Below are 25,750 nucleotides of genomic sequence, written 5' to 3' on the forward strand. Positions count from 1 at the left end.
TCCAGATAACATCCCTCTTGATTCACAGTCATGAATATATTTATGTATAACTAATTTTTTGGATGAATATTATATATTTAATGATTTGTTTCGCTGTTTGAAATTATCGAAACGTATTTTTCTTTGCCATTCTAGTGTGTTATAAAAAATTATAAGACTAGCTAAACTTAACATGGAGTGGAGTTAAATGCGGATGGGTAATAAATTATATGAAGGAAGTATTGCACCGAAAGAACGTATAAATATTAAGTATGTTCCAGCAACAGGTGATGAACAAGCTGAAGTCGAACTGCCTCTTAATATTCTCGTTGTCGGCGATTTCAACGGTGGGAATGAAGATTCTGCCATTGAAGAAAGAGAGGCGATCTCAATTAATAAGCACAATTTTGACTCGGTCATGGAGACGGCAGGTTTACATCTGGATTTTTCAGTGGCAAACAGACTGCAGGATGGTACAGAGGAAGCACTACCGATTAGCTTAAACTTCAATGCGCTAAAAGAATTCTCTCCAGACAACATCGCCCGTCAAGTCCCTGAACTGAAAAAACTACTCGAGTTGAGGGAGGCTTTGGTCGCATTAAAAGGTCCATTGGGTAATATTCCTTCTTTCCGGACTAGTTTACAGAAGTTATTAACAGATGGCGAAATGCGTGCACAACTTCTCAAAGAACTTGACATCGCTCTTGAAGAAGAACATTCCACAAAAGAGTAATTTCCTCAGAGAATTAATAAGGTGCGCGTATGACAGTTCAAAGTGTTATTCATGATAGTGAATTAAAAAACGAATCGTCCTCTTTACTTGATCACATAATGTCCCAGGCAAGACTCCAACCTGAGGATGAGGGGTATGATATTGCTAAGCAGGGGATATCGGCATTTATAGCGAATTTACTGGAGTCAGGGCAGGAAGATGTTCCAGTAAATAAACTGCTTGTCGATCGAATGATCGTGGAACTCGATAAAAAAATGAGTGCCCAGATGGATGAGATCCTGCATTCTGATGAGTTCCAGAATATGGAATCCTCCTGGCGGTCGTTAAAACTGCTGGTAGACAGAACAGATTTCAGAGAAAACATCAAAATCACGATCCTGCATGCCACAAAAGAAGAGCTATTAGACGATTTTGAATATTCACCTGAGATAGTGCAATCCGGATTCTATAAACATATCTACGCGAGTGGCTATGGACAGTTTGGCGGAGAGCCAGTGGGTGCTGTTATTGGCAATTACGCATTTACCCCCTCAGCCCCGGATATGAAACTTCTGCAGTATGTAAGTTCCGTCGGCGCTATGGCCCATGCGCCATTCATCTCCTCAGTCTCTCCAGCCTTCTTTGGCCTCAAAAGCTTTACCGAGCTCCCCGCCATTAAGGAATTAAAGGCTGTTTTCGAAGGTCCGGCATACGTCAAGTGGCGTGCATTGCGAGAGTCAGAAGATTCACGCTATTTAGGACTCACGGCACCGCGTTTCTTGTTACGTCTTCCTTACGACAGTCAGGATAATCCGGTTAAATCTTTTGATTATCATGAGACCATACAGGGTGAACATGATAATTATCTGTGGGGAAACACGGCCTATCTCATGGCCTGTAACCTGACGGATAGCTTCGCACGTTATCGCTGGTGCCCGAACATCATTGGACCTCAAAGCGGTGGTGCCGTGCATGACTTGCCCGTTCATAAGTTTGAATCTCTTGGGCAACTCCAGGCCAAGATCCCAACCGAGGTTCTGATAACCGACCGTCGTGAGTTTGAACTCGCTGAAGAGGGATTCATCACGCTTACGATGCGTAAAGGAAGCGATAACGCAGCTTTTTTCTCGGCAAACTCAGTACAGAAATGCAAGGTATTCCCTAATACACGCGAAGGCAAGATTGCTGAAACTAATTACCGCCTTGGCACTCAACTTCCTTATATGTTCATCATTAACCGCCTGGCTCACTATGTAAAAGTACTCCAGCGAGAACAGCTTGGCGCATGGAAAGAGCGACAGGATCTGGAAAGAGAACTAAATCGATGGATCAGGCAGTACGTTGCTGACCAGGAAAATCCGCCAGCAGAAGTGCGTAGCCGTCGTCCTTTACGCGCCGCTCAGATAACGGTTTCTGATGTTGAAGGTGATCCAGGCTGGTACCAGGTATCCATGGCGGTACGGCCACACTTTAAATACATGGGCGCGAGTTTCGAGCTTTCTCTCGTTGGTCGTCTGGATAAGGAATAAGGGATGTCAGCGCTTACCGCATGGCGAAGAAGTCGTTCTGCCAGTCTTTTTGAGCGCATTGAAGAGAGCAAAACCATCAGGTCTTCGGATGACACTAACGACCTGGTGGACTCTTTGAAACGCAATCTTCAGGCGATTCTCAACACCCGCTCTGGTAACGCGCAGAGTTGTCCCGAATTAGGCATTATCGATTTCAACGATGCAACTGGAAGTTCTGTTGAGGTTTATTCGGCGATATGTAGAGCAATTAAACGATGCATAGAGGATTACGAACCGAGAATAAGCAGGGCAGAAATCATCGCACAACCTAATGAAGCCGATCCTTTAACACTTTATTTTTTGGTGAGGTCTTATGTTTCGTTCGAGGAGCGCGAGAGCATTATCAATTTCAATTTGCGTATTGATGGAAATCACAAATACAAACTGGAATGAATATAAATAATATTTATGAAACTAGATGAGTTTTTCAGAGATGAATTGTCCTGGTTGCGAAGGCAGGGTGCTGATTTCTCCAGAGCATGGCCTCAGCTTACGCGTTTCCTCGCGGAAAAAAGTGCCGATCCTGACGTTGAACGACTTCTGGAAGGTTTTGCGTTCTTGTCTGGCACATTGCGCGCGAAAATTGAGGATGATTTTCCGGAGCTCACCCATGGTTTGCTAAATATTTTATGGCCAAATTATTTACGGCCCGTTCCGTCATTTACCATTATCGAATGCCAACCGAAGGTGGGCTCTATTACCGAGGCTTGTCAGGTCAAAAAAAGCATTAAGCTAGGTTCAAAGGCAATAAAAGGAACTGCGTGTACGTTCTCTACCTGCAGGGACATCGGGATATTACCCGTAGAATTGACCCATCTAACGATGGTAAATACTAACGAGAATGGATGCCTGACGCTTTCACTTAAACCCTTCATCGCAATGCCCCTCGATAAGATTGGCCTGGAAAATCTTAGGTTATTTCTCGGCAGCGACTATTACGTCGCTACGCAGCTGTATCTATACATGCTAAACCATCTTAAAAAGGTGACGATTAAGCTGAATGGGGCAGAATTTGCGCTACCAAATGCCAGCGTTAGCCCTGTGGGCTTTTCTGAACACGATGCTTTATTGCCGTATCCTAAAAATGTCTACTCCGGGTACCGTATTTTGCAGGAGTTTTTCTGTTTTCCTGAAGGATTTCTGTTCGTTGACATTAATGGCTTTGACCCGCTTCCGCAGACGATACCGGTAAACGATATTGAATTATGTTTCCATTATGACAAACCTTTTTCTTCAGATTGTCGTATTACACCTTCATCTATTAAGTTGAATTGTGTGCCTGCGGCGAATTTGTTTGAACATCATGCGGAACCCATTCAACTTGACGGGAAGCGAATCCATTATCCTCTCAAGGCAAGCCATATGCTACCCGAGCATTATGAAGTGTTTTCTGTCGAGAAGGTCGAAGGATGGAAAAGTGAACACGCAGGAAAGAATGGGGAACGTACCAAGGGCGAGCTCAGAACGTATCATGCCTTTGAAACGTTCAAACACGAGGTCGAGTTTGAAAAAAAGAGGACGATGAGTTATTTCAAAGTGAGCGTTTGCAATTCACTCAAACTTAAGGGCTATGAGCATAACATTTCATTTCTGCGTAGTGATGAGAACATCCTGACGAGCAGTGATGAAATTGTCGCGGTGAAAATGCTCTGTACAAACAGGAATTTGCCCGCCGAGCTAAGTAGCGGTGAAATCTGTCTCCCTTTGGGAGACTCACCACCCTGGCTTGCTTATAGCAATATATCGTTACCTTCGCAGACATTGCGCCCTTTGATTGATGAGAAACTACACTGGACTCTGATCTCCAGCATGGCGTTAAACTACCATTCTTTATTAGACAAAGATGCGTTGTTACAAATTATTCGAAATTATGATTTCCCCGCAATGAACGATCAACATGCGGCAAAAATTGCGCAAAAGAGATTTGATGGGGTGGAAAAGATTGATACGAAACCTGTCGACAGATTGATTGGAGGCATGCCGGTCAGAGGGATTCATTCAACATTATTTGCAAAACAGAGCGCTTTTCTTAGCGAAGGTGAATTCTACTTGTTTGGCTGTATTCTGGCCCGTTTTTTATCACTTTTTTCTACTATCAACTCATTTCATGAACTGTCATTAATAGATACTGAAAATAACTCAGCCTATCATTGGCCATTGCAACAAGGTAGTCATTCATTGATATAATGAATAATAACTTAAAAGATTATAATTTTTACCAGCTTGTAGAGTTGCTCTATCGTATCGAAGGGCAGGATATCGAAAAGCTTGATAATCAGTTACCCAAAAATGAGCGGATCCGGTATTCCGCCAGTGCGTCATTAGGATTTCCTTCTGGTGATATTATATCCGTTAGTAAGCATGAATATGGTTATGATCTGGAGGTGTCATTCCTCGGGCTGCATGGGGCTCAGTCGCCACTGCCAGGATATTACCTGGAGAATCTTGCCTGGCAGTATATGCATCAGGAAGATGGACCCGGACAGTTTTTGAATTTTTTCAATCATCGTTTTTTGATGCTTTTACATCGCGGATGGCGGAAATATCGTTACCATGTTCGGTATCGCCCTGGCGGTGTCGATAGATTTTCTCAATGCATGTTTTCCCTGATAGGTCTGGGAAGTGAAGCTCTACGCCATTCAGTCGCGATAAATCACAGTAAAATGTTAGCCTATGCTGGCCTGCTTTCTGCTCCAGGCCGCTCTCCTCAGGTTGTTGAGGGATTGATTTCCCACTGTTTTGATTTGAATGACGTTAAGATTTTATGCTGGCAATATCGCCGCGTTGCTATTGCAAAGCAGCAACAAAATCGGCTTGGCCAGGCAAATATGTCGATTGGGAACGATTTTGTCGTTGGAGAATACACGCCAGACATCAGTAGTAAATATATATTAAAAATAAATAATTTAAGCTATTCCACCTTTTTGCGATTTCTTCCGAATGGCGATCTGTTCGCACCGCTAACAAAAGTGATGTCTTTTATCATGAGAGAACAGTTTGCGTGGGATTTAGAGTTGAATTTAGCACACAACCAGTCTGAAAAGACGAGTCTTGGTCGTGGAAAGGGGTGTCTACTCGGATGGACAACTTTTCTTGATCCTTTGCCAAATAATTTAAAAGTCACTCTCTGTGTTCAGGAATAATTTATATGAATGATTCAATGGAACTGATTCTAAACATTGTTGATTTAAACAGTGCCGGCAGAAAAATCGATCGCTCTCATCGTTTTAATAAAGAAGGCGGAACGATAGGAAGCCAGGATGCGGGAGAAGCCCTGCACTGGCATGTGCAAGATAGCCATCAGGCGATTCAAACTATTCACGCCAGAATTCTCTGGCAGGATGGCCAATTCTGTCTTGAAGATGTGAGTGGACAAACCTTTATCAACGAAGCTGAGCACAGCATTGGCGCGAAAAATGTGGTGGCATTGTCCTCTGGAGACCAGATCAAAATGGGGAGCATAGCATTCACTACCCAAATAATCGTCGGCACAGAAAAAGAGGATATTGCGGACTATCAGCGTACCCAGAGTCTTATGGCTATGTCGAGCCCGAGCGATGTGAACCAAATAATTGAAGAGCCCTCCGGGGCAAGTGCTCCTTCCGCTTTACCGAAATCGATGGTTTACAGTCATCACCCTTACGATCCGGGCACACTGGGTATGGGAGGCTCGCTTTCATCTCCGGAAATGATGCCTTCAGGAAATAATATTCTTGAAACCGGGGCTACTTTTTCGCGGTCAGAGCCCATGTTGGATGAAGAATTTATTGATATCCCCACGCCAGCGACGTCTCTTTATGGTGAGCGTCACGAATCTCAGCCCTTTGAAAGTGTAGCCATTACGCCATTGATGCGGGGAATGGGACATTTTTTGAACCTTTCTGATAGCCAGCAGGCAAATGGCTTTTTAGAAGAGGCTGGACGTACGCTAAAGTCCGCGATTAAAGGGATACTGCTTCTTGAGCAGGATCGTATTCGAGTTAATAAGCAACTCCAGCCCGTAGAAGATAACCCGCTGCGGCTTGGCTTAGATTACGTCGCCACGGTTGATGCGCTTTTCGCTGACCAAAAAAGCCAGGTTCATTTGTCACCTTCAGCCGCGGTAGCGGAATGCCTCTCTTTTTTACGGTTGCATGCGTATGCGTCCCGTCAGGCAGTAGGTGAAGCGCTCGCGTGTGTGATTGACACCTTCTCCCCTGACGTCCTTATGGCGCGCTTTCAGCGTTATCGACGCGATCACCTGGTTGATATAAACGATCCGGCTTGGATCTGGGAAATGTATAACCACTATTTTGAAGAGCTCAAATCGACAAGGCAGCAGGGAGTCGACCGTCTGTTCCAGGAGGTTTTCGAACAAGTCTACGATAAAGCGCTGCGTGACTTACGCGATGAGGATAAGGCATGAGGCGGCTGCGAATGTTGATGACAGTTCAACTGCTCATTCTTTTTTCAGTGCTGCTCTCAGGGTGTAAAAATCCTCTCTGGCCTGCAGATGAAACGACGACTGTCTCGAAGCTTCCCTCACAGGTTGGGCTCACATTGCTGGCCGACAGTGACATCAACCCCAATGAGAGTCTGGCTGCTTCGCCCGCCTCTTTTCAGGTTATCTGGATGTCAGATGATTCAAAACTTTTGGCCACAGATATCGATCAGCTCACTACAAAAAAGCTGGAGGATGTCCTTGGCAAAAACTATCTGAACCACCAGGACTTCACCCTTATACCGGGGCAATATAAATATCTTCCACCCGTTGAGCTGGAGAAAGAAACACGATTCATAGGTGTTGCCGTTTATTTCAGTCAACCGAATGCGACGCAGTGGAAAAAAGTGATAAAAGTTTCACCGGTCGGCCATCGTTATCAAATTTTAATTCAGCTGCATAAGAATAGCGTAGATATCCTCAAGGAGAGCGAAGACTGATGTTAACCCGCAATCGAATTATCTGGGGGGAGGGGTTATTCATTAAGCCTCAACATTTTCAGCAGCAGCAGAGGCATAACGATTATCTGCTCTATACTTCGCTTTCAGCTTTAACCGAGCATTTTTACGGTGTATCTGAGCTTAAAATCAACGAAGATCACTTAAGCTTTGGCCGAGTTACGCTTGTCTCGGCGTCAGGGATTATGCCCGACGGGACCTTCTTTAGCCTCCCTTATGAAGATGTACTGCCTCTTCCGTTACAGGTCTCAGAGGCTAACCTGGTTGGACAGGTTGTTTATCTCGCGGTACCTCTGGCGAGCGATCATATTCTTGAGATAAATACTTCTCAGGAGCATAACGGAAGCCGAACGCGCTATCAGGCGTGCCTTGAATCCGTTCGCGATCTGTATTCTCAGAGTGCAGAAATAGCGGCAGTGAATGTCGCTAAAGTTAACTTGCGGCTAATGCTGGAAAGTGAAGACAGAAGCACCTTTGCATCGATCTCTGTCGCGCGAATTGCGGATAAAAGACCTGATGGTAGTTTGCTGCTGGATCCACATTTTATTCCAACCTGTTTGACCATTAATACCGTGACGCATTTGAAAAACTTTTTGTCTGAAGTCACCGGTCTGGTGGGGGAGCGGGCAAAAAACCTGGCTGACAGGATTGGATCTCCAGGCCAGCAAGGCGTCGCTGACGTGGCCGAATTCATGTTGCTGCAGCTCTTAAATCGTATGCGACCCGTCCTTGAGCATTTAAATAGCCGGGCCGTTTTGCACCCCGAACACCTTTTCACTTTGTTATCGGGATTTTGCGGCGAATTAATGACATTTACCGATCTTAGCCGGTTGCCCAGGAGTATTCCGCACTATTTCCATGATGATTTACAGCGTAGTTTCCGCCCGCTTATGCTGGCACTCAGACAGGCTCTGAGTACCGTTCTTTCACCTCGGGCACAATCTCTGCAATTACTTGAGCAGCGCTTTGGCGTATTTGTTGCTGCGGTGGCACAAGAAGAATTACTCAGTGATGCCGATTTTGTACTCGCAGTAAGAGCAAACATGCCGCTTGATATTTTGAGTAAGCAGTTCATTCAGCAAAGCAAAATCGCAACGCCTGAAGCTATTATGAAACTGGTCAGCACGCATACGCAGGGTATTCCTCTTCGCCCGCTGGCAACCTCGCCTCGTCAATTGCCATACCATAATGGCTATATCTACTTCTCTTTAGATCGTCAAAGCCCTTACTGGCCCAGAGTGGGTACCCATACCGGGTTTGCTTTTCACATCGGCGGGAAATTCCCGGAGCTGGATATGCAATTCTGGGCTATCAGGAGATAAATTCAAATGCATGCTTCACACACGACGTTTATTCAAGATCCTGGCTTCAGGTACCCCCCAGTGTCAGGGGAAGTGGATGACTTTTCTGGCATGATTAACCATCCCAATCCGTTAATCAGAGAGTCGTCTCCTTTGCTGGGTTTTACTGTCCGGGTTAAAACATTGCTTGAGCCGCCTGATGATAAAAATCTTATCGATTTGGTTGAGCAGGATATTCGCCATATATTACGGCGCCTTGAAGCGGAGCGCTATGAACCGGGAGTATTAATATCCTGGAGTTATTTCTTCTGTACGTTTATTGATGAAATGGTTATGGCTCGCCCATGGGGAATCGAATGCTGGGCGCAACACACTTTGCTCGTGCGTTTTCATAGTGAAACCTGGGGCGGAGAAAAATGCTATCAACTTATAAACCGACTATTGCTCGAACCCTCACGCTACCATGACCTGCTGGAGTTTATTCATCTTTGTTTGTGCCTGGGCTTTCAGGGGCGCTACCGCATGACGGTGCAATACCAGGAAGAACGGGAACGTATTCTGCGGCTCATTCATCAGAAGTTACAAAGCGTCAGTGCACAGCAACCAGCAGAGCGTAACGTTCTTCTTGGCAATACGATCATTCACTTAGGCTCAACGGAACGAGAGAAAAAATATGGGCTAAGAGGATTGCTCTCGGTAAAGAAAATTGCCTGGCTGATGACTTTTATCGCGCTGGGGGGCTTTTTACTTTTCCATTGGCAGTTACATATTCAGACAGAAAATATCATAGACAGACTGGATGTTTTACTGCAGTAGGCCAATAAACTACTTTATATAAATATATCTAAGAGATAAAAATGATCAGGATTGAAATAGCCGCTCTTGTAGAACGGTTGCATCCTCTCGTTCGTCGTGCGCTAGAGCAGGCAGCGGCGGTGAGTGTTAATCAACATGCAACTGAAATTAGCGTCATTCATTTATTAAATGAATTAATTGACACTCCGCTTTGTGATATTCGATTCATTTTCCATGAATATGGAATAGAGGCCGAGCGTGCAAAATCATTACTGCAGGTTAGTCCTCTCGATCGTACTGATTATCCGCAGTCATACCCTTCATTTTCGCCCCTGCTTGTCGAGTGGTTACAGGATAGCTGGTTACTGGCGTCAACGGAATTGAATCAACATGAACTGCGAAGCGGGGCTCTGTTTTTGGTCTTACTGACGCACCGTCATCGGTACCTTCCGGTTGATTTTTGCCGCTTGATCGAAGGAATCCACCGCGAGCAATTGACTGCAAAAATTAACTCCATCACCAGGGACTCGGCTGAAAATTGCACCACGGACGTACCCCTATCCCGAACGACACCAGCTAACGTCGGTGGTGAGGGCTCGCTACTTTCTCGGTTCACTACGGATATCACCGAGGCTGCGCGTGAGAACCGGCTTGACCCCGTTTTATGCCGGGATGAAGAGATAGATCTAATGATCGATATTCTTTGTCGTCGTCGCAAGAATAATCCCATCGTTGTTGGCGAAGCTGGCGTGGGCAAAAGTGCGCTTATTGAAGGGCTGGCGAGTCGTATCGCGGCGAACCAGGTGCCGGACCCGCTCAAAGGAACAGTGTTGCTTTCGTTGGATCTTGGCGCGATGCAGGCGGGAGCCTCAGTGAAAGGCGAATTCGAGAAGCGATTCAAAGGGATTATGCAGGAGATCTTTGACGCGCCAGCGCCAGTTATTTTGTTTATTGATGAAGCGCATACCTTGATAGGTGCGGGCAATACGCAGGGAGGGCTGGACGTTTCAAACTTACTCAAGCCTGCGCTGGCCAGAGGTGAGTTAAAAACGATCGCTGCCACGACCTGGCGGGAGTACAAAAAATACATTGAGAAAGACGCAGCATTAACTCGACGTTTCCAGCTTGTCAAAGTCAACGAACCAGATCTCGTTCAGGCAACAACCATTCTCCGGGGGTTGGTGGCTCGTTATGAACTCGCGCATAACGTTCTTGTTGATGACGAGGCGCTGGTCGCTGCGGTTCAATTAAGTGCTCGTTATCTTTCAGGCCGACAACTCCCTGATAAAGCTATCGATGTTCTTGATACCGCCTGTGCGCGCTGCGCAATTAACCTGACGGCTCCACCCCGAGAGTACACCAGGCTGGAAACCCGGTTGAAAGAGACTGAACAAGAAATTCATCATATTGAACGTGAGCAGCGTATCGGACTAAACGAATACGCGGAACGCTTGGGTGAGCTTTTTTCATTGCGTCAACGCCTACAGTCCGAACGGGAAATGCTCGAAAAGCAGTGGCAAAGCCAGAAAGCACTGGTTTCAGAAATAATCGCCTTGCGCCAGTCTCTTCTTAAAGAGGAGGCATCTTCCGATACCGCGTTGCAACTAGCGGGATGTGAAGAACAGCTGATTGCTTTACAAAAAACGCAAAAATGCCTTTCAGCACATGTCGACAGAGATCTGATTTCGTCAGTCATCGCCGAATGGACAGGCGTACCTCTACAGCAAATCACGCAAAATGAACTGAAGGTCATCACCGAGCTGCCTGACTTTCTTTCTAAAACCATTAAAGGTCAGGACCTTGCGATAGAACATCTTCATCGACATCTATTGACCGCGCGCGCCGATTTAAGGCGAGCCGGACGTCCTTTGGGCGCTTTTTTGCTGGTGGGACCAAGCGGTGTTGGCAAAACCGAAACCGTATTACAACTTACTGAACTCCTTTTTGGAGGCCATGCCTGGTTAACGACCATCAATATGTCGGAATTTCAGGAGAAACATACCGTTTCAAGACTTATTGGCTCTCCTCCGGGCTACGTTGGGTTCGGTGAGGGGGGGATCCTGACCGAGGCTATCCGTAAAAAACCCTATTCAGTCGTGCTGCTGGATGAAGTCGAAAAAGCGCACCCAGACGTGCTGAATTTATTCTATCAAGCTTTTGATAAAGGGGAGATGGCGGATGGTGAAGGGCAACTTATTGATTGTAAGAACATTGCCTTTTTCCTCACATCAAATCTCGGTTACCAGACAATAGTTGAAATGAGTACTACTCCGCAGCAGATACCTGATGTGCTCTATCCGGAACTGGCTGCATTCTTTAAACCGGCCTTGCTCGCGCGCATGGAAATCGTGCCTTTTCTCCCGTTAGGCAGTGAGATATTAATGTCCATTATTCGCAGCAAACTTGCTGAGTTATCGAATAAATTATCCATACGCTTTAACGCGGAAGTCATTATTGACGAGGCGGTATATCAGGAGATTATTGACCGGGCAACGCGCAAAGAGAATGGCGCGCGCATGCTGGAGTCCGTAATCGATGGGGCATTATTGCCGCCTGTTTCAAAGGTTATCTTACAAAAACTCTCCACCGGTGATGCTATCAGCCGTATTCATTTTGGCATTGAGTTGGGTCATTTCACCGTTGAGGTCGAGAGCTGATGCCTGAGCCAGTACTGCCCGCGATTCTGGAGTTGCTTTCCTGCCAGCATATGGACGGTCTTATGACATGTTTTGCCGGCAGGATCGCAATGATGGTCCCGGGCAGGAGCCAAATCCTCGGGGTGCTCTCCTTCGCGGGATCTGAGATGGCATGTCAGGTCACCGGCGACAGGGCTGCTCCTCTCCATTTGAGCGTTGACGATTTCAGGCATCCGCTGGCGCAGGTTATTCGAAGCGGTAAACCTGCAGTGTGGCTATCGCTAAATTACGGTGCAAGAATCGAACATCCCGATTTTCGTGAGCTGGTACTACGTCAGAGCGGGGAGTGCGGACTGTACGCAATTCCCCTGCTTGATGGCCAGGGAAAAGTATTTGGGATTTGGGCAATACTGGCTTGTGCGGCAACGCTTGAAGCGTTGCTGAATGTTGAAAATCAGTTTTCCTCCTTGTTGCAGGTTTTCCTGCTTCGCTCAAGGGAACTGAACAAAACAGCTATCCAGAATGGACCAGCGACCTGTCGGCGAGCGTCGGAATCCCCGACATGGCGCAGGTCGTATGAGCGTATGCAACATCTTATAGACGCGCCGTCCCCGGGAAAGCCAATACTTATTGTCGGTGAAAAGGGGACAGGAAAAACCTGGCTCGCCCATTATTTGCACCGTTGTTCAGCGGGGCAGTCATCGCTGTACACGCTTGATTGCGCAGTACTTTCAGAAGAATGGCAGGGCATAAAGATTTTTGGTGAGAAAAACGTTTCAGGAAGTGCTCTGGTAAAAGCTCATCGGGGATTTTTACTGATCGAAAATATCGACAGGCTGGCACCTCGCTGGCATGGATATTTCCAGCATTTTCTTGATACCAATGAGGTGCTGAGTACAGATGGGCGAGACGCCGGGCATGTTCATTTAAAGCTCATTCTTACCAGCCTGGGTCGCGAAGAATGGAAAAGAAAACACGTCGGCTTTTATCATCGGCTTGCTGGTGGTGAAATATTTCTTCCCCCATTACGGGAGCAGCCACAGGATATTAAATCGTTCACGGAGGCTTTTTTAACCGAAAACCAGCGCCACCTTCCTGGGGACTTTTCTCTGCCTGAGCAAGTCGTTGATACTTTGTTGGAATACTCATTCCCCGGCAATATTAGAGAGCTAGAAAATATTCTCTATGATTATATTTTTCGCGTGAAAAGTGACGGTATCGCTGCTGCATATACGGCACTCAGAGAGAAAACAATCTGTCGCTCTGCTGGTATCTTTCCGCCATTGTCCGAAAGCCACGGCTCCGGTTCGCTCAAAGCAATTCTCGCACGTTACGAGGCGGTAGTTTTACGTCAACGTCTGGAGAAATACAATTTTGACAAAGAAAGAACGGCCTCCAGCCTCTCAATATCAAGACGTTCATTGGATATGAAGTGTAAAAAAACAGGGATAGTGCGATGAAATTAAAAATATTCATGGCAATGATATTTTTTCTTCTCTTTATTAATAAATTTTGTGCCGCTGCTGCGGAAAAAACGGCGATGGAGCCATCATTTACGGATGAAGTAAAAGCGGCCCTGCTGGCCTGCCGTCAGCAATCATCTCCATTACCTCGTCTCCAGTGTTATGACGAGGCATGGCACCCTGAAATTAAAATTAATCAGGCGGTCAGGCCTGACCGCTATTGGTTGCAAATTATGGAGCAGGAAAAAGAACGCCAGAAAAGCGATTCCGTAATGATACTCAAAACATTCAAAGCAGAGGACTCCGCCGGGATCGTGATGTTGACGGTGCCAGGAAGTGGCAACTATCCGGCACGGGCGATATTTGCCATCAGTTGCATAGAGAATATTACCCGTATGCAAATCGCGTTTACTGCTCCACAGGGGAAAGGTGACCAGGTGCTGGAAATGCATGCTGATGGCAGCGCGCTCACCAGCCGCTGGTTCTGGCGAGGAAGCGGATACCGGCTGGAAGCAAGCCGAGGATTACAAGGTATTGCGGAAATACAGCAGCTGTTTGGCGCGAAAGAGTTGGTCATTTCATCCGATCGGCCTGCGCTGAATGATCTGCGTTTTCGTATCGATGGCCTGAAGCAGGCGCTTGAACCTTTACGTCAGGCATGCCACTGGTGAAGCTGGAACAAAAACGATGACATTAAATAATCACCCCTGGCTGCAGCGGATCCTGACCCCGTTGTCTGCGGACAAAACGTCGGCAAAAGTTAACGACGAATCGCCTTTGTGGGAAGAGGTCGACAGCAGTATTGCCAGGCTGGGGTCACTTACGCATGAACATGTTGATATTCCTCGCATACAGGAGAACTGCCTGATCCTGCTGGAGCAGGAAAGCAAAGATTTTCGCATCTTAATCCATTTATTACGTACGCTTCAGCATGGCGGCCATCCCGAACAGGTTGTGCTGGCTAGCGTATTGCTCACCGGGTATTTACGCCATTTTGCGTCCAGTGCCTGGCCGCAAGATGGCCGGATGAGAGTCAGGCTTCTACAACAAGTTCTGAAGCGTTTTGAAGGCGTAGTCGGATACTTTTCGCAGCGATGTCAGGACACAGAAAGAAAACAATTCCGGGAGACGATGGTCTCTTTATCGGAAATGCTTTCTTCGTTTGATGCAACCCTTTCCGCCGAGGTGAGTTCGTTGGTGCAGGTCTATGACAGATCTGCGAATGCGGCCTCCGTCAGAAAGGATGAAGAGACGCAGAAGATTAAGCCAGCTGTCGCTGCGTTAAGCCCGGCAGCCATAACGAATTTCGACATCGCGGCTGACTCGGAAAGAGCGTGGCGGCAAAGCCTGCTTAAAGTGGCCGATCTCTTGTGCGGATCCCATCCAGCCGATCCGGTTGGATATCTGGTTCGTCGTCATGCAATTTGGGGGAACCTGAATAGTGCACCGGTGAGTAAGGATGGGACCAGAACGCAGCTTGCTGCTGTCTCCCCTGACCGTGTTTCTGATTATCGCAACCGAATGGCTACCGATCCGGACGTCTGGAAAGAGATTGAAACCAGCCTGACCCTCGCCCCCTGGTGGTTCGATGGGCATCACCTGTCTTCTCAAAGAGCAGAACAGTGTGGTTACCATGACGTGGCTCAGGCGATTCGGGAAAGCGTAACGAAGCTGATCAAAAGACTTCCCGGTGTAGAGAAAATGCAGTTCAGCGACGGGACATTTTTTGCAAATTCTGAAACCTGCATTTGGATGATGGGTGCGGAAAAAGAGAGTGAACATCGCGAGCTGACTATTAATGATGATGAATCACTCTGGCAAGAATTCCATCAACACGGGCTACAGGCTGCGCTGCGCAAACTTGAAGATATTCAGAAAAAGGGAACCCGCGCCGACCCTCGCTTTTATTATTACAACCAACTCACTACAGCGAGGCTGCTGGAAGAAGCAGGCTTCAGTGAACTTGCGCAACAACAATTTTGTTCGCTCTGGAAAAGTATTCGCCCCCTCTCGCTTGAGGAATGGGAGCCTTCGCTAATGACTTTCCTGAAAAAATATATTTCTGAGACTTCACAGGGACTGGAGTAATTATTCATGTTTTTTATAAATAAGATCGCTTACTGGCTCTCTCCGCTGCGGGCTGTGAAGACATTCACAGGCAAATTAGGGCGACTTAAGCCTCTGTTACCCCGGTTTTCATTTTCTTTAACGTTACTCTGGCTGATATGGGGAATGGGGCTGCTTGCTATTTGGTTATGGGGCCCTCTGTGGACGTGGGGAGAAGTAAAACCGCTGGGATCGGCAGGCAACCGCATAGTAGCAACATTGCTCCTTTTGCTGCTGGGGCTGAGTACCGTCAGCTGGTATCTCTATAAGCAAGTTAAGCATGCATTACCCGGCCAGCAGGCAACAGAAAATCTGCCCTACCAGGCGAGTGTCGACTATCAGGCGCGTTTTCTTGATGACTGGCTTCAACACTATTTTCAACGTAGCAACCGCAAAAATGCCATGTACAGCCGCCCCTGGTACATGATGATGGGGGAAAGTATCAGCGGCAAAAGTGCGCTGATCCGCACCTCCGATCAGGTTCTTCCGCTCAACTACCAGAGCGAAATGAAGCGAGAGATGCACAATGGAAAAGAGCTTAAGACGCTGGCGTTATCCTTAACACAGTCTGCCGTACTGCTCGATCCTCCCGGAGAATTTTTCCAGCAAGGTGAAGATGATGCCGACAATAGGCACCATCGGGGCGGGCGATTATTGCACCATCTTCTGGACTGGTTAATCACCCATCGTCCTCGTCAGCCGCTTAATGGTGTGGTTTTAACCATTAATGTTCAGGAATTGATGGCGATGACCGCTGAGAATCGCCGTAAGTGGGCGCAACGGTGGCAAACCCACATTCTGGCGCTAAGCGATCGTTTTGCATGCCGTGTTCCGGTCTATATCGTTATCAATAAAATAGATGTTCTGAATGGTTTTGAGGCGTTATATCCTTCTTTATCACAGCAGATGCGAAATAAGCCCCTTGGGGTTTCATTCTCTTTAGAGGCTGAGCAAGGAGATGTCTGGCGTAACGAGCTTAAGATGTTCTGGAAAGAATGGCAGCATCATCTTCATCAACTGATGCCAGAGCAAATGATCAACGGGACAACTATCGATCTTCGCACGGCGTTGTTCTGCTTCCTTGGTCAACTTTCTGCGCTGCAATCGGTAATCGAAGAGACCATTAACGATCTATTAAGACATTACAATCGCGATCCGGGTAGACAAATGCTTATCCGCGGCTGTTACTTTACGTCGGCCATTCAACAAAACAGGCGCAGTGACTTCTTCCAGGATGCGATTGCAGAAAGGTATGGATTACGTTCAACGACGCAAGGTGCCTGGCAACCAAAAGATAACCAGAACGGATATTTTCTTCACGATCTTTTTTCGAATATTCTTTTTTCCGAGCCTAATCTTGCAGGTGAGAACGATGAATTTACCCGCGTCCGCCGCCATAATTTAACGCTCGCAACGGTCATTGCTGGTGGGGTGACGTTATCGCTGCTCAGTGGCTGGTATTATTACTATCTCAAGAATTATCGGGCAGGAGAGTTAGCGCTCAAAAAAGTCGAGACTTTCCAGAAGATTGGCTCGCCTGATTCCAGTCAACCGCTCGGGGCAGACTGGTTACCGCACATGGACATTATTCGTGACGCAACCCTGTCTTATGGCGATTACCATGATAAGAACTCGCTGTTTTCAGATATGGGGTTATATCAGGGAGACAGAATCGGACAGCTGGTTGAAAAGACATATCTGCGTTTTCTGACGCTACGTTTTTTGCCACAGTTAATGGCAGATCTGCAGAAGCAGCTGGAAACTGCACCCGATAACAGCGACGAAAAATTAGCGCTACTGCGCATTATGCGCATGCTTGAGGACAGGAGTGGGCGCAGTATCCCGCTCGTTGAAGAGTACATGCGCGGACGCTGGCAAAAAGCATTTACCGGGCAGCGAGAGGTGCAGGAACGTCTGATGCAGCATCTGGACTACGCACTTCAACATACCGACTGGGCCGGAGAGCGGCGTAAAGGCGATCGAGACGCGATTACAGCCTGGGAGCCGTTTGCCGGCAACGTGCAAAGTGCCCAGCGTGAGTTGAGTAAGCTCCCGCTATACCAGCGTGTTTATCAAAACCTGGGCATTAAGGCTCGAGAACAACTTCCGCCAGATCTCGATCTTCGCACCGAAATTGGGGCCCAGTTTGATACGGTATTTGTTGCCGATGATGACGCTCTGTTGAAAATACCTCAGTTCTGGACGCGCTATGGTCTGGGGCACTACTTGACCAAACAAATGGATCGTCTGGTAGATATCACTGGGTTAGATGCATGGGTGTTAAAACTGGCTGAGCATACTGACTACAGTGAGGCGGATAAGCGGGAGATCCAGCGTCAGATTACTGACCGCTATGTTGGAGATTATGTGAGCCGCTGGCGCAATGCGCTCACTAATCTCAATGTTCGACCTTTTGCCGACATCTCTGAAGCGACTGATGCGTTAGATGCGGTATTAAATAACGGACAGCCAATTTGGCGAGCCCTGCTGTTATTACGCGATAACACGCAAACTCAGCTTCAGGCCGCTATCGTTGATCCTAAAATTCCTGTTCCCGACGTGGCAAAAAAGGAACGAAAGATTGCCGAAACGCTTAATATTGCACAGAAAAATTCGCTGGAACAAATCGGTAACCAACCCGAGTATATATTGCTCAACCGCATTGGTCGCTCATTTATAGAACAGAAAGCGCTGGTCGATCAGAGTGAGGATCAGAATGGGCAACTGCGGCAGGCATATAATGCACTCGCGGCAATGAATGCCGAGTTGCATCGCATCAGTAATGCTCCAGAGCCTGGAAAGGCGGCGCTGCTACTGGTACAAATGCGTTTCCAGCAAAACAATGCCGATGCGTTCTTCACGGCGAAACAGATGTCGAGAAACCTCTCAGACCCTCTCGGACGTTGGGTTGGCCAACTGGCAGATAATAGCTGGGAAGCCGTTATGGGTCTTGCATTGCAATCACTTGAAAAAGAGTGGTCAGGCAAGGTTGTAACCCCATTCCTTTCACAGCTGGCTGACAAATATCCGTTTAACAGGAAAGCGACGAAAGATGTTGCTCTCAGTGATATGGAACGCTTCTTTGCCCCGGATGGCGTTATCGACAGCTTCTATAACGATAACCTTAAAGTGTTTGTTGAGGGCCATGCCAGTGCTGTGGATGGTCGCTCGGTGATTCGTCCAGAAATCGTTAAGTCTCTCCAGCAAGCGGAGAAAATCCGTTCGGTTTTCTTCTCAAAACAAAATGGTTTTGGTATTCAGTATGCTATCTCACCGATAGAGCTCAGTGCTAATAAGCGTCGTGCTGTCCTGAATCTTGATGGCCAGCTGATTGATTATACCCAGGGGAACCATGCGACGGCCCATCTTGTCTGGCCAAATGCGATGCGCGCCGGAAATGAAAGTAAAATTACGCTTGTACCGAATGCCGTGGAAGCATCTCCGCGGAGTATAGGGTATTCTGGTCCTTGGGCAACCTTCCATATTCTCGATAAAGGCGAATTAACCAGTATTCAGGATGGCAGCTTTGATATCCGCTTCACAGTTGATGGCGGTACGATAAGCTATCGTATTTATATGGATGCATCCGATAATCCATTCGCTGGGGAAATATTTAGTCAATTTACATTGATGGATCAACTTTACTGACAAGGAGTCGTATCGGGTTTATTTATAATATAACTGAGCCCGATTAATTTCTATGGGATATTTTGATTATCAACCTGTCGCCACAGGTAAGGACCCCCGTGCTTTTGAAGCATTTGAGGTAATTAGGTCTGAGATTAACAAGTTAAATCATCCGCTTCATCCAGTCATTGACTGGCATCTCCTGCAATCTCAGGCGATCGCGTTGTTTTCCTCAAATGGCATTGATTTGCAAAGCGTGGTTTATTACTCGCTGGCGCGTACCCGGTTAAATCAGTGGAAGGGTTTTGCCGAAGGGTGTGAATTATTGGCTGTACTTATTGTTTCCCAATGGGACATATTTTGGCCACCGGAAAAGCCTGGCAGGGCAAGACGCGAAATCCTGGACTGGTTTGCGGCGCGAGTCGGTGCCGCCATGCGACAATTGCCTAAAAATAAACAGTCGCTGCGCGATATTTATCGTGCTGAATATGCGTTGGGTAAAATATGTGAAAAGCTGATTTCTATTGGTGATATCAATTTCACGCTTCTGCAAAGCGTCCATTTTTATCTGGAACAAGCGATTAATATCATTCAGCCACCGGATGTATCACCGACGAATAATAACGTATCAACCGTCACCTTACCGTTGGTGTATCTCCCGGAAAATAATAAAGAGAGTCATCCCCCCTCAGTGGAGGCTGCCCCGCAGTTGGACAGGCAGCAACAGGTATTCTCTGATACGTCTTCACGCAATACGCCTGCCGGAGCGCGTTCCAATGCAAACGGGAAAGGTGGGTGGCAAATGATGGCTGGCATCGTGATTGGGGCTGGGCTCACGCTATTGGGAACGCTAGTGGCTAGCCGTTTTCATCAGCGCAATATTGTTGATGAAATGCTCATGAGTGCACAACGCCCTCCTGCGGTGGTGAAGACGGCAACAGCCGAAAAGCATCTCCCGGAGCTGACGGCCAACCGCCCGTTGATTCTCGAAAAATACCAGCAAAAGCTGGGGACCCTTCTTACGCAATCGCCAGTGGAATCGATGAGTGAAGGGCTTCAGATGGCGAGGTTGCTGGAAGACATTTATCCGGGAAACGCCGTCACTCGAGGGTGGTATACGCAATTAGAGCAACTGTCTTCTCAGGGCCTTGCGCCTGGCTATGGGCAGGCGAAAGTGATGCTTCAGTCGCTCATGGACGAACTGCTCAATAATGAAAAGCAGCATCGTACCGTTACGATTTCTTACCTCAAAAGCGCCATTTACGACATTCAACAGCGTCTGTCAGAGACAGAGCCGCTCTCCTACCAGCTGACTTCAATCGAGCAGTCTATCCGTAAGGGTAAACAGCCTTCCCCGGCCGATCTCCAGAAAGTGAATGACCAACTGAAAGGGATCCAGGCCCGATATCTGCAAGTTGTGCAGACGCTTAAGTCAGTCAACACACCACCCTCTTATCAGGATGAAAAGAAATGAAAAAAGTGACCCTTCTTGCTCTTGCTGCGGTATTACTCATGGGTTGCCAGACCCGGGCCGCCAGCAAACCTTCGGTAACTGAACAAATGAATGCCCTGGCGAATCTGATCGGCAGTGCAGGCTATCTGCGCGATCACTGTGGTCTTGGCGACATTCCTGCGGATAAATCCCTGGCGGCCATCGCGGATGTGACGGCAATGGATATGGGGTGGGATCCTCGCGATTACACCACTGGGGACTGGAACTCGCAGCTCTATAATCCCACGTTGATGCAGATGGGTATCAACGTCGAGAAATCCCTGGAAAAAGATAATCCTGTTCCGGAAGCAGCCTGTCAGCCGCTTGCAGAAAACAAACATATCGCCGCCTTTGTCCAGTTAGCGAAACAGCGAGGATAAGGTCATGGCTGACAGTACCGGCCTTCAGTACACCTTTGTCGCGAATACGTTAACGCCAGGCGCATTAACCGTCACTGCATTTGAGTTAACGGAAGGGCTTTCTGAGCCCTATGAATTGAACCTTGAGCTGGCCACTCAGCATGACGATATTGCTTTCCCATGCGTGCTGGACGATAGCGCTGAGCTGCAGATTTGGTTTAACGGCGAGTTGAAGCGTCGCGTTCACGGTTTGGTCACCCGATTCGCCCGCAATGATACCGGACACCAGCGTACGCGTTACAGCGCGACGCTCCGGCCGGATCTGTGGTTACTTTCGCTTGAGCATCACTCCCGTATTTTTCAGCAGCAGACGCCCCAGCAAATTATCACCCAGCTGCTGCAAAAAGCAGGGATCACGGCGTTTCATTTCTCACTGCGCTATGACCATCCGGTGCGTGAATACTGCGTGCAATACCGTGAATCCACGCTGGACTTTATCTCTCGCCTTGCGGCCGAAGAGGGGATTTCGTGGTACTTCCGTTTCACCGGCAAGGCGCATGAGGTGGTGTTTATCGATGACTACACCTTTTTACCAAAAGGGGAAATCCTGCCCTGGAATCCCCATAGACGGGGTCTGAATGAGGGTGCCAGCGTACAGCGGTTCAGCTATGAGGAAAATTTACGCGTTTCCCAGGTGCTGCTAAAAGAGTACACCTTTAAGAATCCGGCATGGGCAATGCTCTATCGTGAGCAGGATAACAAAGCACCGTATCGGCATCATCAGATGCAACACTACGATTACCCCGGCCGCTATAAAACGGATTTTAATGGCGATGCCTACAGTGGCTATCGCCTGGATGCGCTACGGCGTGACGCAATGCAGGCGCTCGGCGTTTCTGATTCCCCGTCATTGACGGCGGGGGATTGCTTCTCGCTGACATCCCATCCTCACGATGATTTTAACTGCGTCTGGCAAACCGTATCCCTGACTATCACGGGCCAACAGCCACAGTCGCAGGAGGAAGAGGCCGGGGTGAAGGGGACCTGGCTTGAAAGTCATTTCACTGCTATTCCGGACAAAATCACCTGGCGACCAGAACCCAACCCGCGCCCACGCGTCGATGGCCCGCAAATAGCCACTGTCGTCGGGCCAGAAGGCGAAGAGATCTGGTGTGATGAAGTAGGGCGGGTGCGCGTGCAGTTCCCCTGGGATCTGGAAGGAGAAAACAACGAAAACAGCTCCTGCTGGATCCGTGTGGCGCAGGGATGGGCCGGAAGTCGTTATGGTGCAATGGCCATCCCGCGTATCGGTCATGAAGTGATTGTATCGTTCCTGGAAGGCGATCCTGACCAGCCGATCATCACCGGCAGAACGTATCACGTTGCGAATGTCCCGCCTCATTCTTTGCCGGTGCACAAAACCCGTACCGTATTACGCACCGACACCCATAAGGGAGCGGGTTTTAACGAATTATCGTTCGAGGATGAAAACGACAACCAGCTGATCTATTTCCATGCGGAAAAAGATTTCCAGACCAAGGTTAAAAACAATGAATACCTGGTCGTTGAACAGGATCGTTTTGCCACCATCCACCATGACCAGCGTGAGGAAATCAAGAACGACAAAACGTCCATCGTTGAACACGATCACATTGAGCGCGTTCACCACGATCAGATGATCAACGTTATTCATAACCAGCAGATTCAGGTTGATAACCAGTATCTCTTTCATGTTCTGAACCAGCGTAAAGACACGATGGGGGCCGACTACACCGAAGAAACGGCGGGCGATCATCATCACACCGTTGCGGGCTGGTATGAGATGCAGGCAGGGAAAAAGGTGACTGTCACCACCCGGGAGCTGCAGCTTATTGGCTCAGAAAAGGTCGTGATTCAGGGGCCAAACGGCAAGATTGTCATGGATAGCAGCGGGATATCAATATCCAGTAGCCTGCTCAGAATCAATGCCATTACAAAAATTACCGGCAGTTCCAGCGGCGCGCTCAACTCGCTTGAAGTGGCCGCTATGAATGGCGATCCGCTGTCGGAAATTTGCCCAATCTGTAAACAATCATTGAGTTAAGGAGAACAAAATGGGAATTCCCGTTTCTTTAAAAGGACATCAGCATACCTGCCCGCTGGATAAACACATCGGCGGCCCCATTCAGGATGGCGACCCCGCGTTGACGGTAAACGGTATTCCGGTAGCGCTGGTAGGGCACCGCTGTGAATGTCAGAAAGAAAGTCCGGATGTCATCACCGGCGGGACGTCATTACTTACCGTAAACGGTATTCCAGTCGCGCTGGTAGGGTCGCCGACCGCGCACGGCGGCAAGGTCATTGAAGGTGATGCAACGCTCACGATTGGATAAGGATGTCGGCAATGAGTAGTCATGAATGTCGCCAGGGATGTCAGTGCAGGAAACAGGTTATTCCGGTTATTTTTGTTCCTGACCTGATGGGCACCCGGCTTTACAACAGTACTGAAAACGCAGTGGTCTGGGATCCGCTGGCAGGGATGGGCAGTTACCACACGCCCCTCGGCACGGCGGTAGAAGATCTGAGCGGTAAGGTCACGAGCACCACGGCGGCCATCACCAGCTCTCCGGTGATAAAGAAGTTAATTGAGTTACAGACTGTCCTCAAAGGATTACAGGGGGCACTGAATGAACTGTATATGCTCAGTAGCCACGTTTTAAAAGCGGTTGGGCTTGATGATGTGGCAAAACGTCTCGAGGCGGCCAGTCAGGATGCCAGCGCTGACACCAAAGGCGCAATGGCAAAGGTGAAAGAGCAGCTTGCTGATATTAAAAAGAAAATTGCGCGCATAGAAAAGGAGATTAATAGCGCCTTTGAGAAAATGGGCAGGCTTGAAGAGGTATTACGCATCGCCCGCAATGTATGGGGGATGATCTCGGTACTGGAGTGGATGTTCCGCGATGCGTCTGAACGACGCAAGCTGCTGGTGGGTGAAAAAATTGGCCGTGACGATACGATCCTGGCCATCCCCCAGGATGCCGAGAAAGGCATCGCGAGCTACGACAGAAGCTACTATTTGGGGCAAACCGCCATCCGACCGTTAGAATCGAGAGACCGCCATTTACGCGGCTGGGGAGAGGTATGCTGGGAGCAGTACGGCGAATTTTTGATGACGCTGCAGCGTCATCTGGACGCACATTTTAACCTCCGCGAGGTCGCGCAGGCCGGGGCCACGACGGAAATGGGGAGCATCCCCAAGCCTTCTATGGTGACGGGTAAGGCACTGAAAGATCTTTTTGCAGCCATCGAAAAGCTGTTTGATTTCACGCCTGCTGCACCGGCCGCTGCGGCTGCCACTCCGGCAGCCGCGACGACAGCCACCAGGCAGGACGAACCCGCTAAGAAAGAGGAACCGTTACCCTGGGGAGCGAACCCAAACTATGCCAAACAGATGGCTGGGTATGCCTTTCCTCTGCATGTCGTTGGTTATAACTGGATGCAGGGTTGTGCCGATGGGGCGCAGCGGCTCAAGCGCCGGATCAAACAGATCGCTGGATCTTATCAACCGGGAAGTGATGACGAAACATGGATGACAAAGGAGCCGGTAAGGCAGGTGATTGTCATTACGCATGGTATGGGTGGACAGGTGATGCGGGCTTTGCTGGCGGATGTTGGGCCAGAGACGGATGGAAGTAATGCATCAGATGGAGACAATCCTCCCCCAGAGGAAAATGTCGAAGAATATATGAGTGGTATTGATGAGCAAAAATCTCCTGATGCAGCTAAAAAAGCGAAAGGAGAGGAGAGTTCTCAATTCCGTATCGCATCTGAGCCAAACCCCTTTGGCAAAGATTTGGAGTTACTTAAAGCCATTCATGTTGGTGTTCCGCAAACGGGGATGCCCGAAATATATGCCTGGTTCCGGGCTGGCATTCAGACTCCCGTTAAATCAGACAGTATGTCTGATATGGCGGTGGCTTATGTGACAAATCAGGTGTTAGGGTCAAATGCCGCAGAAATTACGGCTGTGCTCAGTTACAGCCAGTGTGGGCTTGAGGCTTTGCCGAATAATGACTATCCAAAAGGGTGGTTATGCTGGCAGGCTATGCCTTTTGAACTCGTAGAGGGGGAGAAAAAACCTGAACTGGTCCCGCTTAAATTAAATGAAGATATTTATGCAGAATATCGTAATGATGTTGAATGGTACAGGTTAATAGATAAAAAACATATCGCCCAAGATGAGTTCTTAGCTGTTTTTAACTACACTAAAGTAAAATCTATAATTGATAAGTCATTAGCTTTTTATTCATATTTTAGCGCAACCCCAACGCTTTCAAAAGTAAATAAATTTATTTTAGGGAAAACTAGTAAGCCGTCTACAAGAGCGAGAATTGTCTGGCAGGCTAAAGCTCAGATTCCTCCTGATAGTGATGTCCAAAAATGGGGTTTCTATCTGAATAATATCCCAAGTGATAACCTTATTATTAAAGGTGTAAATGAACTATTTGGTCTAAAGCTTTTCGAGCAAGCTTTAGATAATGGTGAGGGAACAATACTGCTCGCTGAGAAATATAAGTGTACAGCATCACCAACCGAATTTGAAATGCAGGCGGGAACAGAGCAAGGCGACGGCATGGTCATTTCTGGAACAAATTCAGGTGAAGACGTTCTTGCATGCAGTGAGCATCATAGCGATATTTATCAGGGCGAAGAGATACGTAAAGCAGTGTATGAAACGATGCAGAGAGCGACCTGGGAATATAACGAGAAGTCAAAAAATAAGAAGAGAGAGTAA

19 protein-coding genes are annotated in these 25,750 nt (G+C 48.0%); all 19 read left to right on the top strand.

All coding sequences use genetic code 11. The features are described 5' to 3' along the window. Window positions 1-193: 193 nt before the first annotated feature. The 19 genes from tssB (at window position 194) to KIF87_RS12395 (ending at window position 25,750) form a co-directional block, all read left to right on the top strand. Window positions 194-712 (top strand): type VI secretion system contractile sheath small subunit, encoded by a 519-nt coding sequence (tssB, locus tag KIF87_RS12305; protein WP_213328861.1) that lies wholly within the window; start codon window positions 194-196, stop codon window positions 710-712. Between the two features lie 29 nt (window positions 713-741). After that, window positions 742-2,220: a type VI secretion system contractile sheath large subunit gene (gene tssC / locus KIF87_RS12310; RefSeq protein WP_213328862.1), complete on the top strand. Its 1,479-nt coding sequence runs from the start codon at window positions 742-744 to the stop codon at window positions 2,218-2,220. Window positions 2,221-2,223: 3 nt separating this feature from the next. Continuing rightward, window positions 2,224-2,652 (top strand): type VI secretion system baseplate subunit TssE, encoded by a 429-nt coding sequence (tssE, locus tag KIF87_RS12315; protein ID WP_213328863.1) that lies wholly within the window; start codon window positions 2,224-2,226, stop codon window positions 2,650-2,652. A 15-nt stretch (window positions 2,653-2,667) separates the two neighbouring features. After that, entirely contained in the window at window positions 2,668-4,446 is a 1,779-nt protein-coding gene (gene tssF / locus KIF87_RS12320) for a type VI secretion system baseplate subunit TssF (protein ID WP_213328864.1), read from the top strand. Further along, on the top strand, window positions 4,446-5,402 hold the full coding sequence (gene tssG / locus KIF87_RS12325; protein WP_213328865.1) for a type VI secretion system baseplate subunit TssG: 957 nt from the start codon (window positions 4,446-4,448) through the stop codon (window positions 5,400-5,402). Before tssF ends, tssG begins: the two co-directional genes overlap by 1 nt. Before the next feature lie 5 nt (window positions 5,403-5,407). Continuing rightward, a complete protein-coding gene (gene tagH, locus KIF87_RS12330; RefSeq protein ID WP_213328866.1) occupies window positions 5,408-6,664 on the top strand; it encodes a type VI secretion system-associated FHA domain protein TagH in 1,257 nt (418 codons plus the stop codon). Window positions 6,665-6,675: 11 nt separating this feature from the next. After that, window positions 6,676-7,179, top strand: a complete 504-nt coding sequence (tssJ, locus tag KIF87_RS12335; protein WP_249665887.1) for a type VI secretion system lipoprotein TssJ — start codon at window positions 6,676-6,678, stop codon at window positions 7,177-7,179. Then, on the top strand, window positions 7,179-8,519 hold the full coding sequence (gene tssK / locus KIF87_RS12340; protein WP_213328868.1) for a type VI secretion system baseplate subunit TssK: 1,341 nt from the start codon (window positions 7,179-7,181) through the stop codon (window positions 8,517-8,519). The genes tssJ and tssK overlap by 1 nt, the downstream gene beginning before the upstream one ends. 60 nt (window positions 8,520-8,579) lie before the next feature. Beyond that, window positions 8,580-9,314, top strand: a complete 735-nt coding sequence (icmH, locus tag KIF87_RS12345; RefSeq protein WP_349628228.1) for a type IVB secretion system protein IcmH/DotU — start codon at window positions 8,580-8,582, stop codon at window positions 9,312-9,314. A gap of 41 nt (window positions 9,315-9,355) precedes the next feature. Beyond that, window positions 9,356-11,950, top strand: coding sequence for a type VI secretion system ATPase TssH (tssH, locus tag KIF87_RS12350; RefSeq protein ID WP_213328870.1), 2,595 nt, complete (start codon window positions 9,356-9,358; stop codon window positions 11,948-11,950). A 146-nt stretch (window positions 11,951-12,096) separates the two neighbouring features. Continuing rightward, a complete protein-coding gene (locus KIF87_RS12355) occupies window positions 12,097-13,389 on the top strand; it encodes an AAA-type ATPase lid domain-containing protein (protein ID WP_213328871.1) in 1,293 nt (430 codons plus the stop codon). Then, on the top strand, window positions 13,386-14,063 hold the full coding sequence (gene vasI, locus KIF87_RS12360) for a type VI secretion system-associated protein VasI (protein WP_213328872.1): 678 nt from the start codon (window positions 13,386-13,388) through the stop codon (window positions 14,061-14,063). Before KIF87_RS12355 ends, vasI begins: the two co-directional genes overlap by 4 nt. Before the next feature lie 16 nt (window positions 14,064-14,079). Beyond that, the gene (gene tssA / locus KIF87_RS12365; RefSeq protein ID WP_213328873.1) at window positions 14,080-15,480 is read left to right on the top strand and encodes a type VI secretion system protein TssA; all 1,401 of its coding nucleotides are present in this window, start codon (window positions 14,080-14,082) and stop codon (window positions 15,478-15,480) included. Window positions 15,481-15,486: 6 nt separating this feature from the next. Next, window positions 15,487-19,146 carry a type VI secretion system membrane subunit TssM gene (gene tssM / locus KIF87_RS12370; RefSeq protein ID WP_213328874.1) on the top strand — a complete coding sequence of 1,220 codons (3,660 nt, stop codon included), beginning with the start codon at window positions 15,487-15,489 and terminating at the stop codon, window positions 19,144-19,146. A gap of 52 nt (window positions 19,147-19,198) precedes the next feature. After that, window positions 19,199-20,599 carry a VasL domain-containing protein gene (locus tag KIF87_RS12375; protein WP_213328875.1) on the top strand — a complete coding sequence of 467 codons (1,401 nt, stop codon included), beginning with the start codon at window positions 19,199-19,201 and terminating at the stop codon, window positions 20,597-20,599. Further along, entirely contained in the window at window positions 20,596-20,997 is a 402-nt protein-coding gene (locus tag KIF87_RS12380; RefSeq protein ID WP_121424769.1) for a molecular chaperone, read from the top strand. Before KIF87_RS12375 ends, KIF87_RS12380 begins: the two co-directional genes overlap by 4 nt. A 4-nt stretch (window positions 20,998-21,001) precedes the next feature. Further along, the gene (gene tssI / locus KIF87_RS12385; protein ID WP_213328876.1) at window positions 21,002-23,059 is read left to right on the top strand and encodes a type VI secretion system tip protein TssI/VgrG; all 2,058 of its coding nucleotides are present in this window, start codon (window positions 21,002-21,004) and stop codon (window positions 23,057-23,059) included. 10 nt (window positions 23,060-23,069) lie between these two features. After that, entirely contained in the window at window positions 23,070-23,348 is a 279-nt protein-coding gene (locus KIF87_RS12390) for a PAAR domain-containing protein (RefSeq protein WP_121424767.1), read from the top strand. Window positions 23,349-23,359: 11 nt separating this feature from the next. Continuing rightward, window positions 23,360-25,750 carry a hypothetical protein gene (locus KIF87_RS12395; RefSeq protein WP_213328877.1) on the top strand — a complete coding sequence of 797 codons (2,391 nt, stop codon included), beginning with the start codon at window positions 23,360-23,362 and terminating at the stop codon, window positions 25,748-25,750.

Source organism: Enterobacter sp. 120016 (genome assembly GCF_018383635.1).
Classification (GTDB): Bacteria; Pseudomonadota; Gammaproteobacteria; order Enterobacterales; family Enterobacteriaceae; genus Enterobacter; species Enterobacter asburiae_D.

Bases quoted from the DNA above. Each gene is read 5' to 3' on its own strand.
- tssB (WP_213328861.1), top strand. From the start codon at position 194: ATGGGTAATAAATTATATGAAGGAAGTATTGCACCGAAAGAACGTATA.
- tssC (WP_213328862.1), top strand. From the start codon at position 742: ATGACAGTTCAAAGTGTTATTCATGATAGTGAATTAAAAAACGAATCG.
- tssE (WP_213328863.1), top strand. From the start codon at position 2,224: ATGTCAGCGCTTACCGCATGGCGAAGAAGTCGTTCTGCCAGTCTTTTT.
- tssF (WP_213328864.1), top strand. From the start codon at position 2,668: ATGAAACTAGATGAGTTTTTCAGAGATGAATTGTCCTGGTTGCGAAGG.
- tssG (WP_213328865.1), top strand. From the start codon at position 4,446: ATGAATAATAACTTAAAAGATTATAATTTTTACCAGCTTGTAGAGTTG.
- tagH (WP_213328866.1), top strand. From the start codon at position 5,408: ATGAATGATTCAATGGAACTGATTCTAAACATTGTTGATTTAAACAGT.
- tssJ (WP_249665887.1), top strand. From the start codon at position 6,676: ATGTTGATGACAGTTCAACTGCTCATTCTTTTTTCAGTGCTGCTCTCA.
- tssK (WP_213328868.1), top strand. From the start codon at position 7,179: ATGTTAACCCGCAATCGAATTATCTGGGGGGAGGGGTTATTCATTAAG.
- tssH (WP_213328870.1), top strand. From the start codon at position 9,356: ATGATCAGGATTGAAATAGCCGCTCTTGTAGAACGGTTGCATCCTCTC.
- KIF87_RS12355 (WP_213328871.1), top strand. From the start codon at position 12,097: ATGGCATGTCAGGTCACCGGCGACAGGGCTGCTCCTCTCCATTTGAGC.
- vasI (WP_213328872.1), top strand. From the start codon at position 13,386: ATGAAATTAAAAATATTCATGGCAATGATATTTTTTCTTCTCTTTATT.
- tssA (WP_213328873.1), top strand. From the start codon at position 14,080: ATGACATTAAATAATCACCCCTGGCTGCAGCGGATCCTGACCCCGTTG.
- tssM (WP_213328874.1), top strand. From the start codon at position 15,487: ATGTTTTTTATAAATAAGATCGCTTACTGGCTCTCTCCGCTGCGGGCT.
- KIF87_RS12375 (WP_213328875.1), top strand. From the start codon at position 19,199: ATGGGATATTTTGATTATCAACCTGTCGCCACAGGTAAGGACCCCCGT.
- KIF87_RS12380 (WP_121424769.1), top strand. From the start codon at position 20,596: ATGAAAAAAGTGACCCTTCTTGCTCTTGCTGCGGTATTACTCATGGGT.
- tssI (WP_213328876.1), top strand. From the start codon at position 21,002: ATGGCTGACAGTACCGGCCTTCAGTACACCTTTGTCGCGAATACGTTA.
- KIF87_RS12390 (WP_121424767.1), top strand. From the start codon at position 23,070: ATGGGAATTCCCGTTTCTTTAAAAGGACATCAGCATACCTGCCCGCTG.
- KIF87_RS12395 (WP_213328877.1), top strand. From the start codon at position 23,360: ATGAGTAGTCATGAATGTCGCCAGGGATGTCAGTGCAGGAAACAGGTT.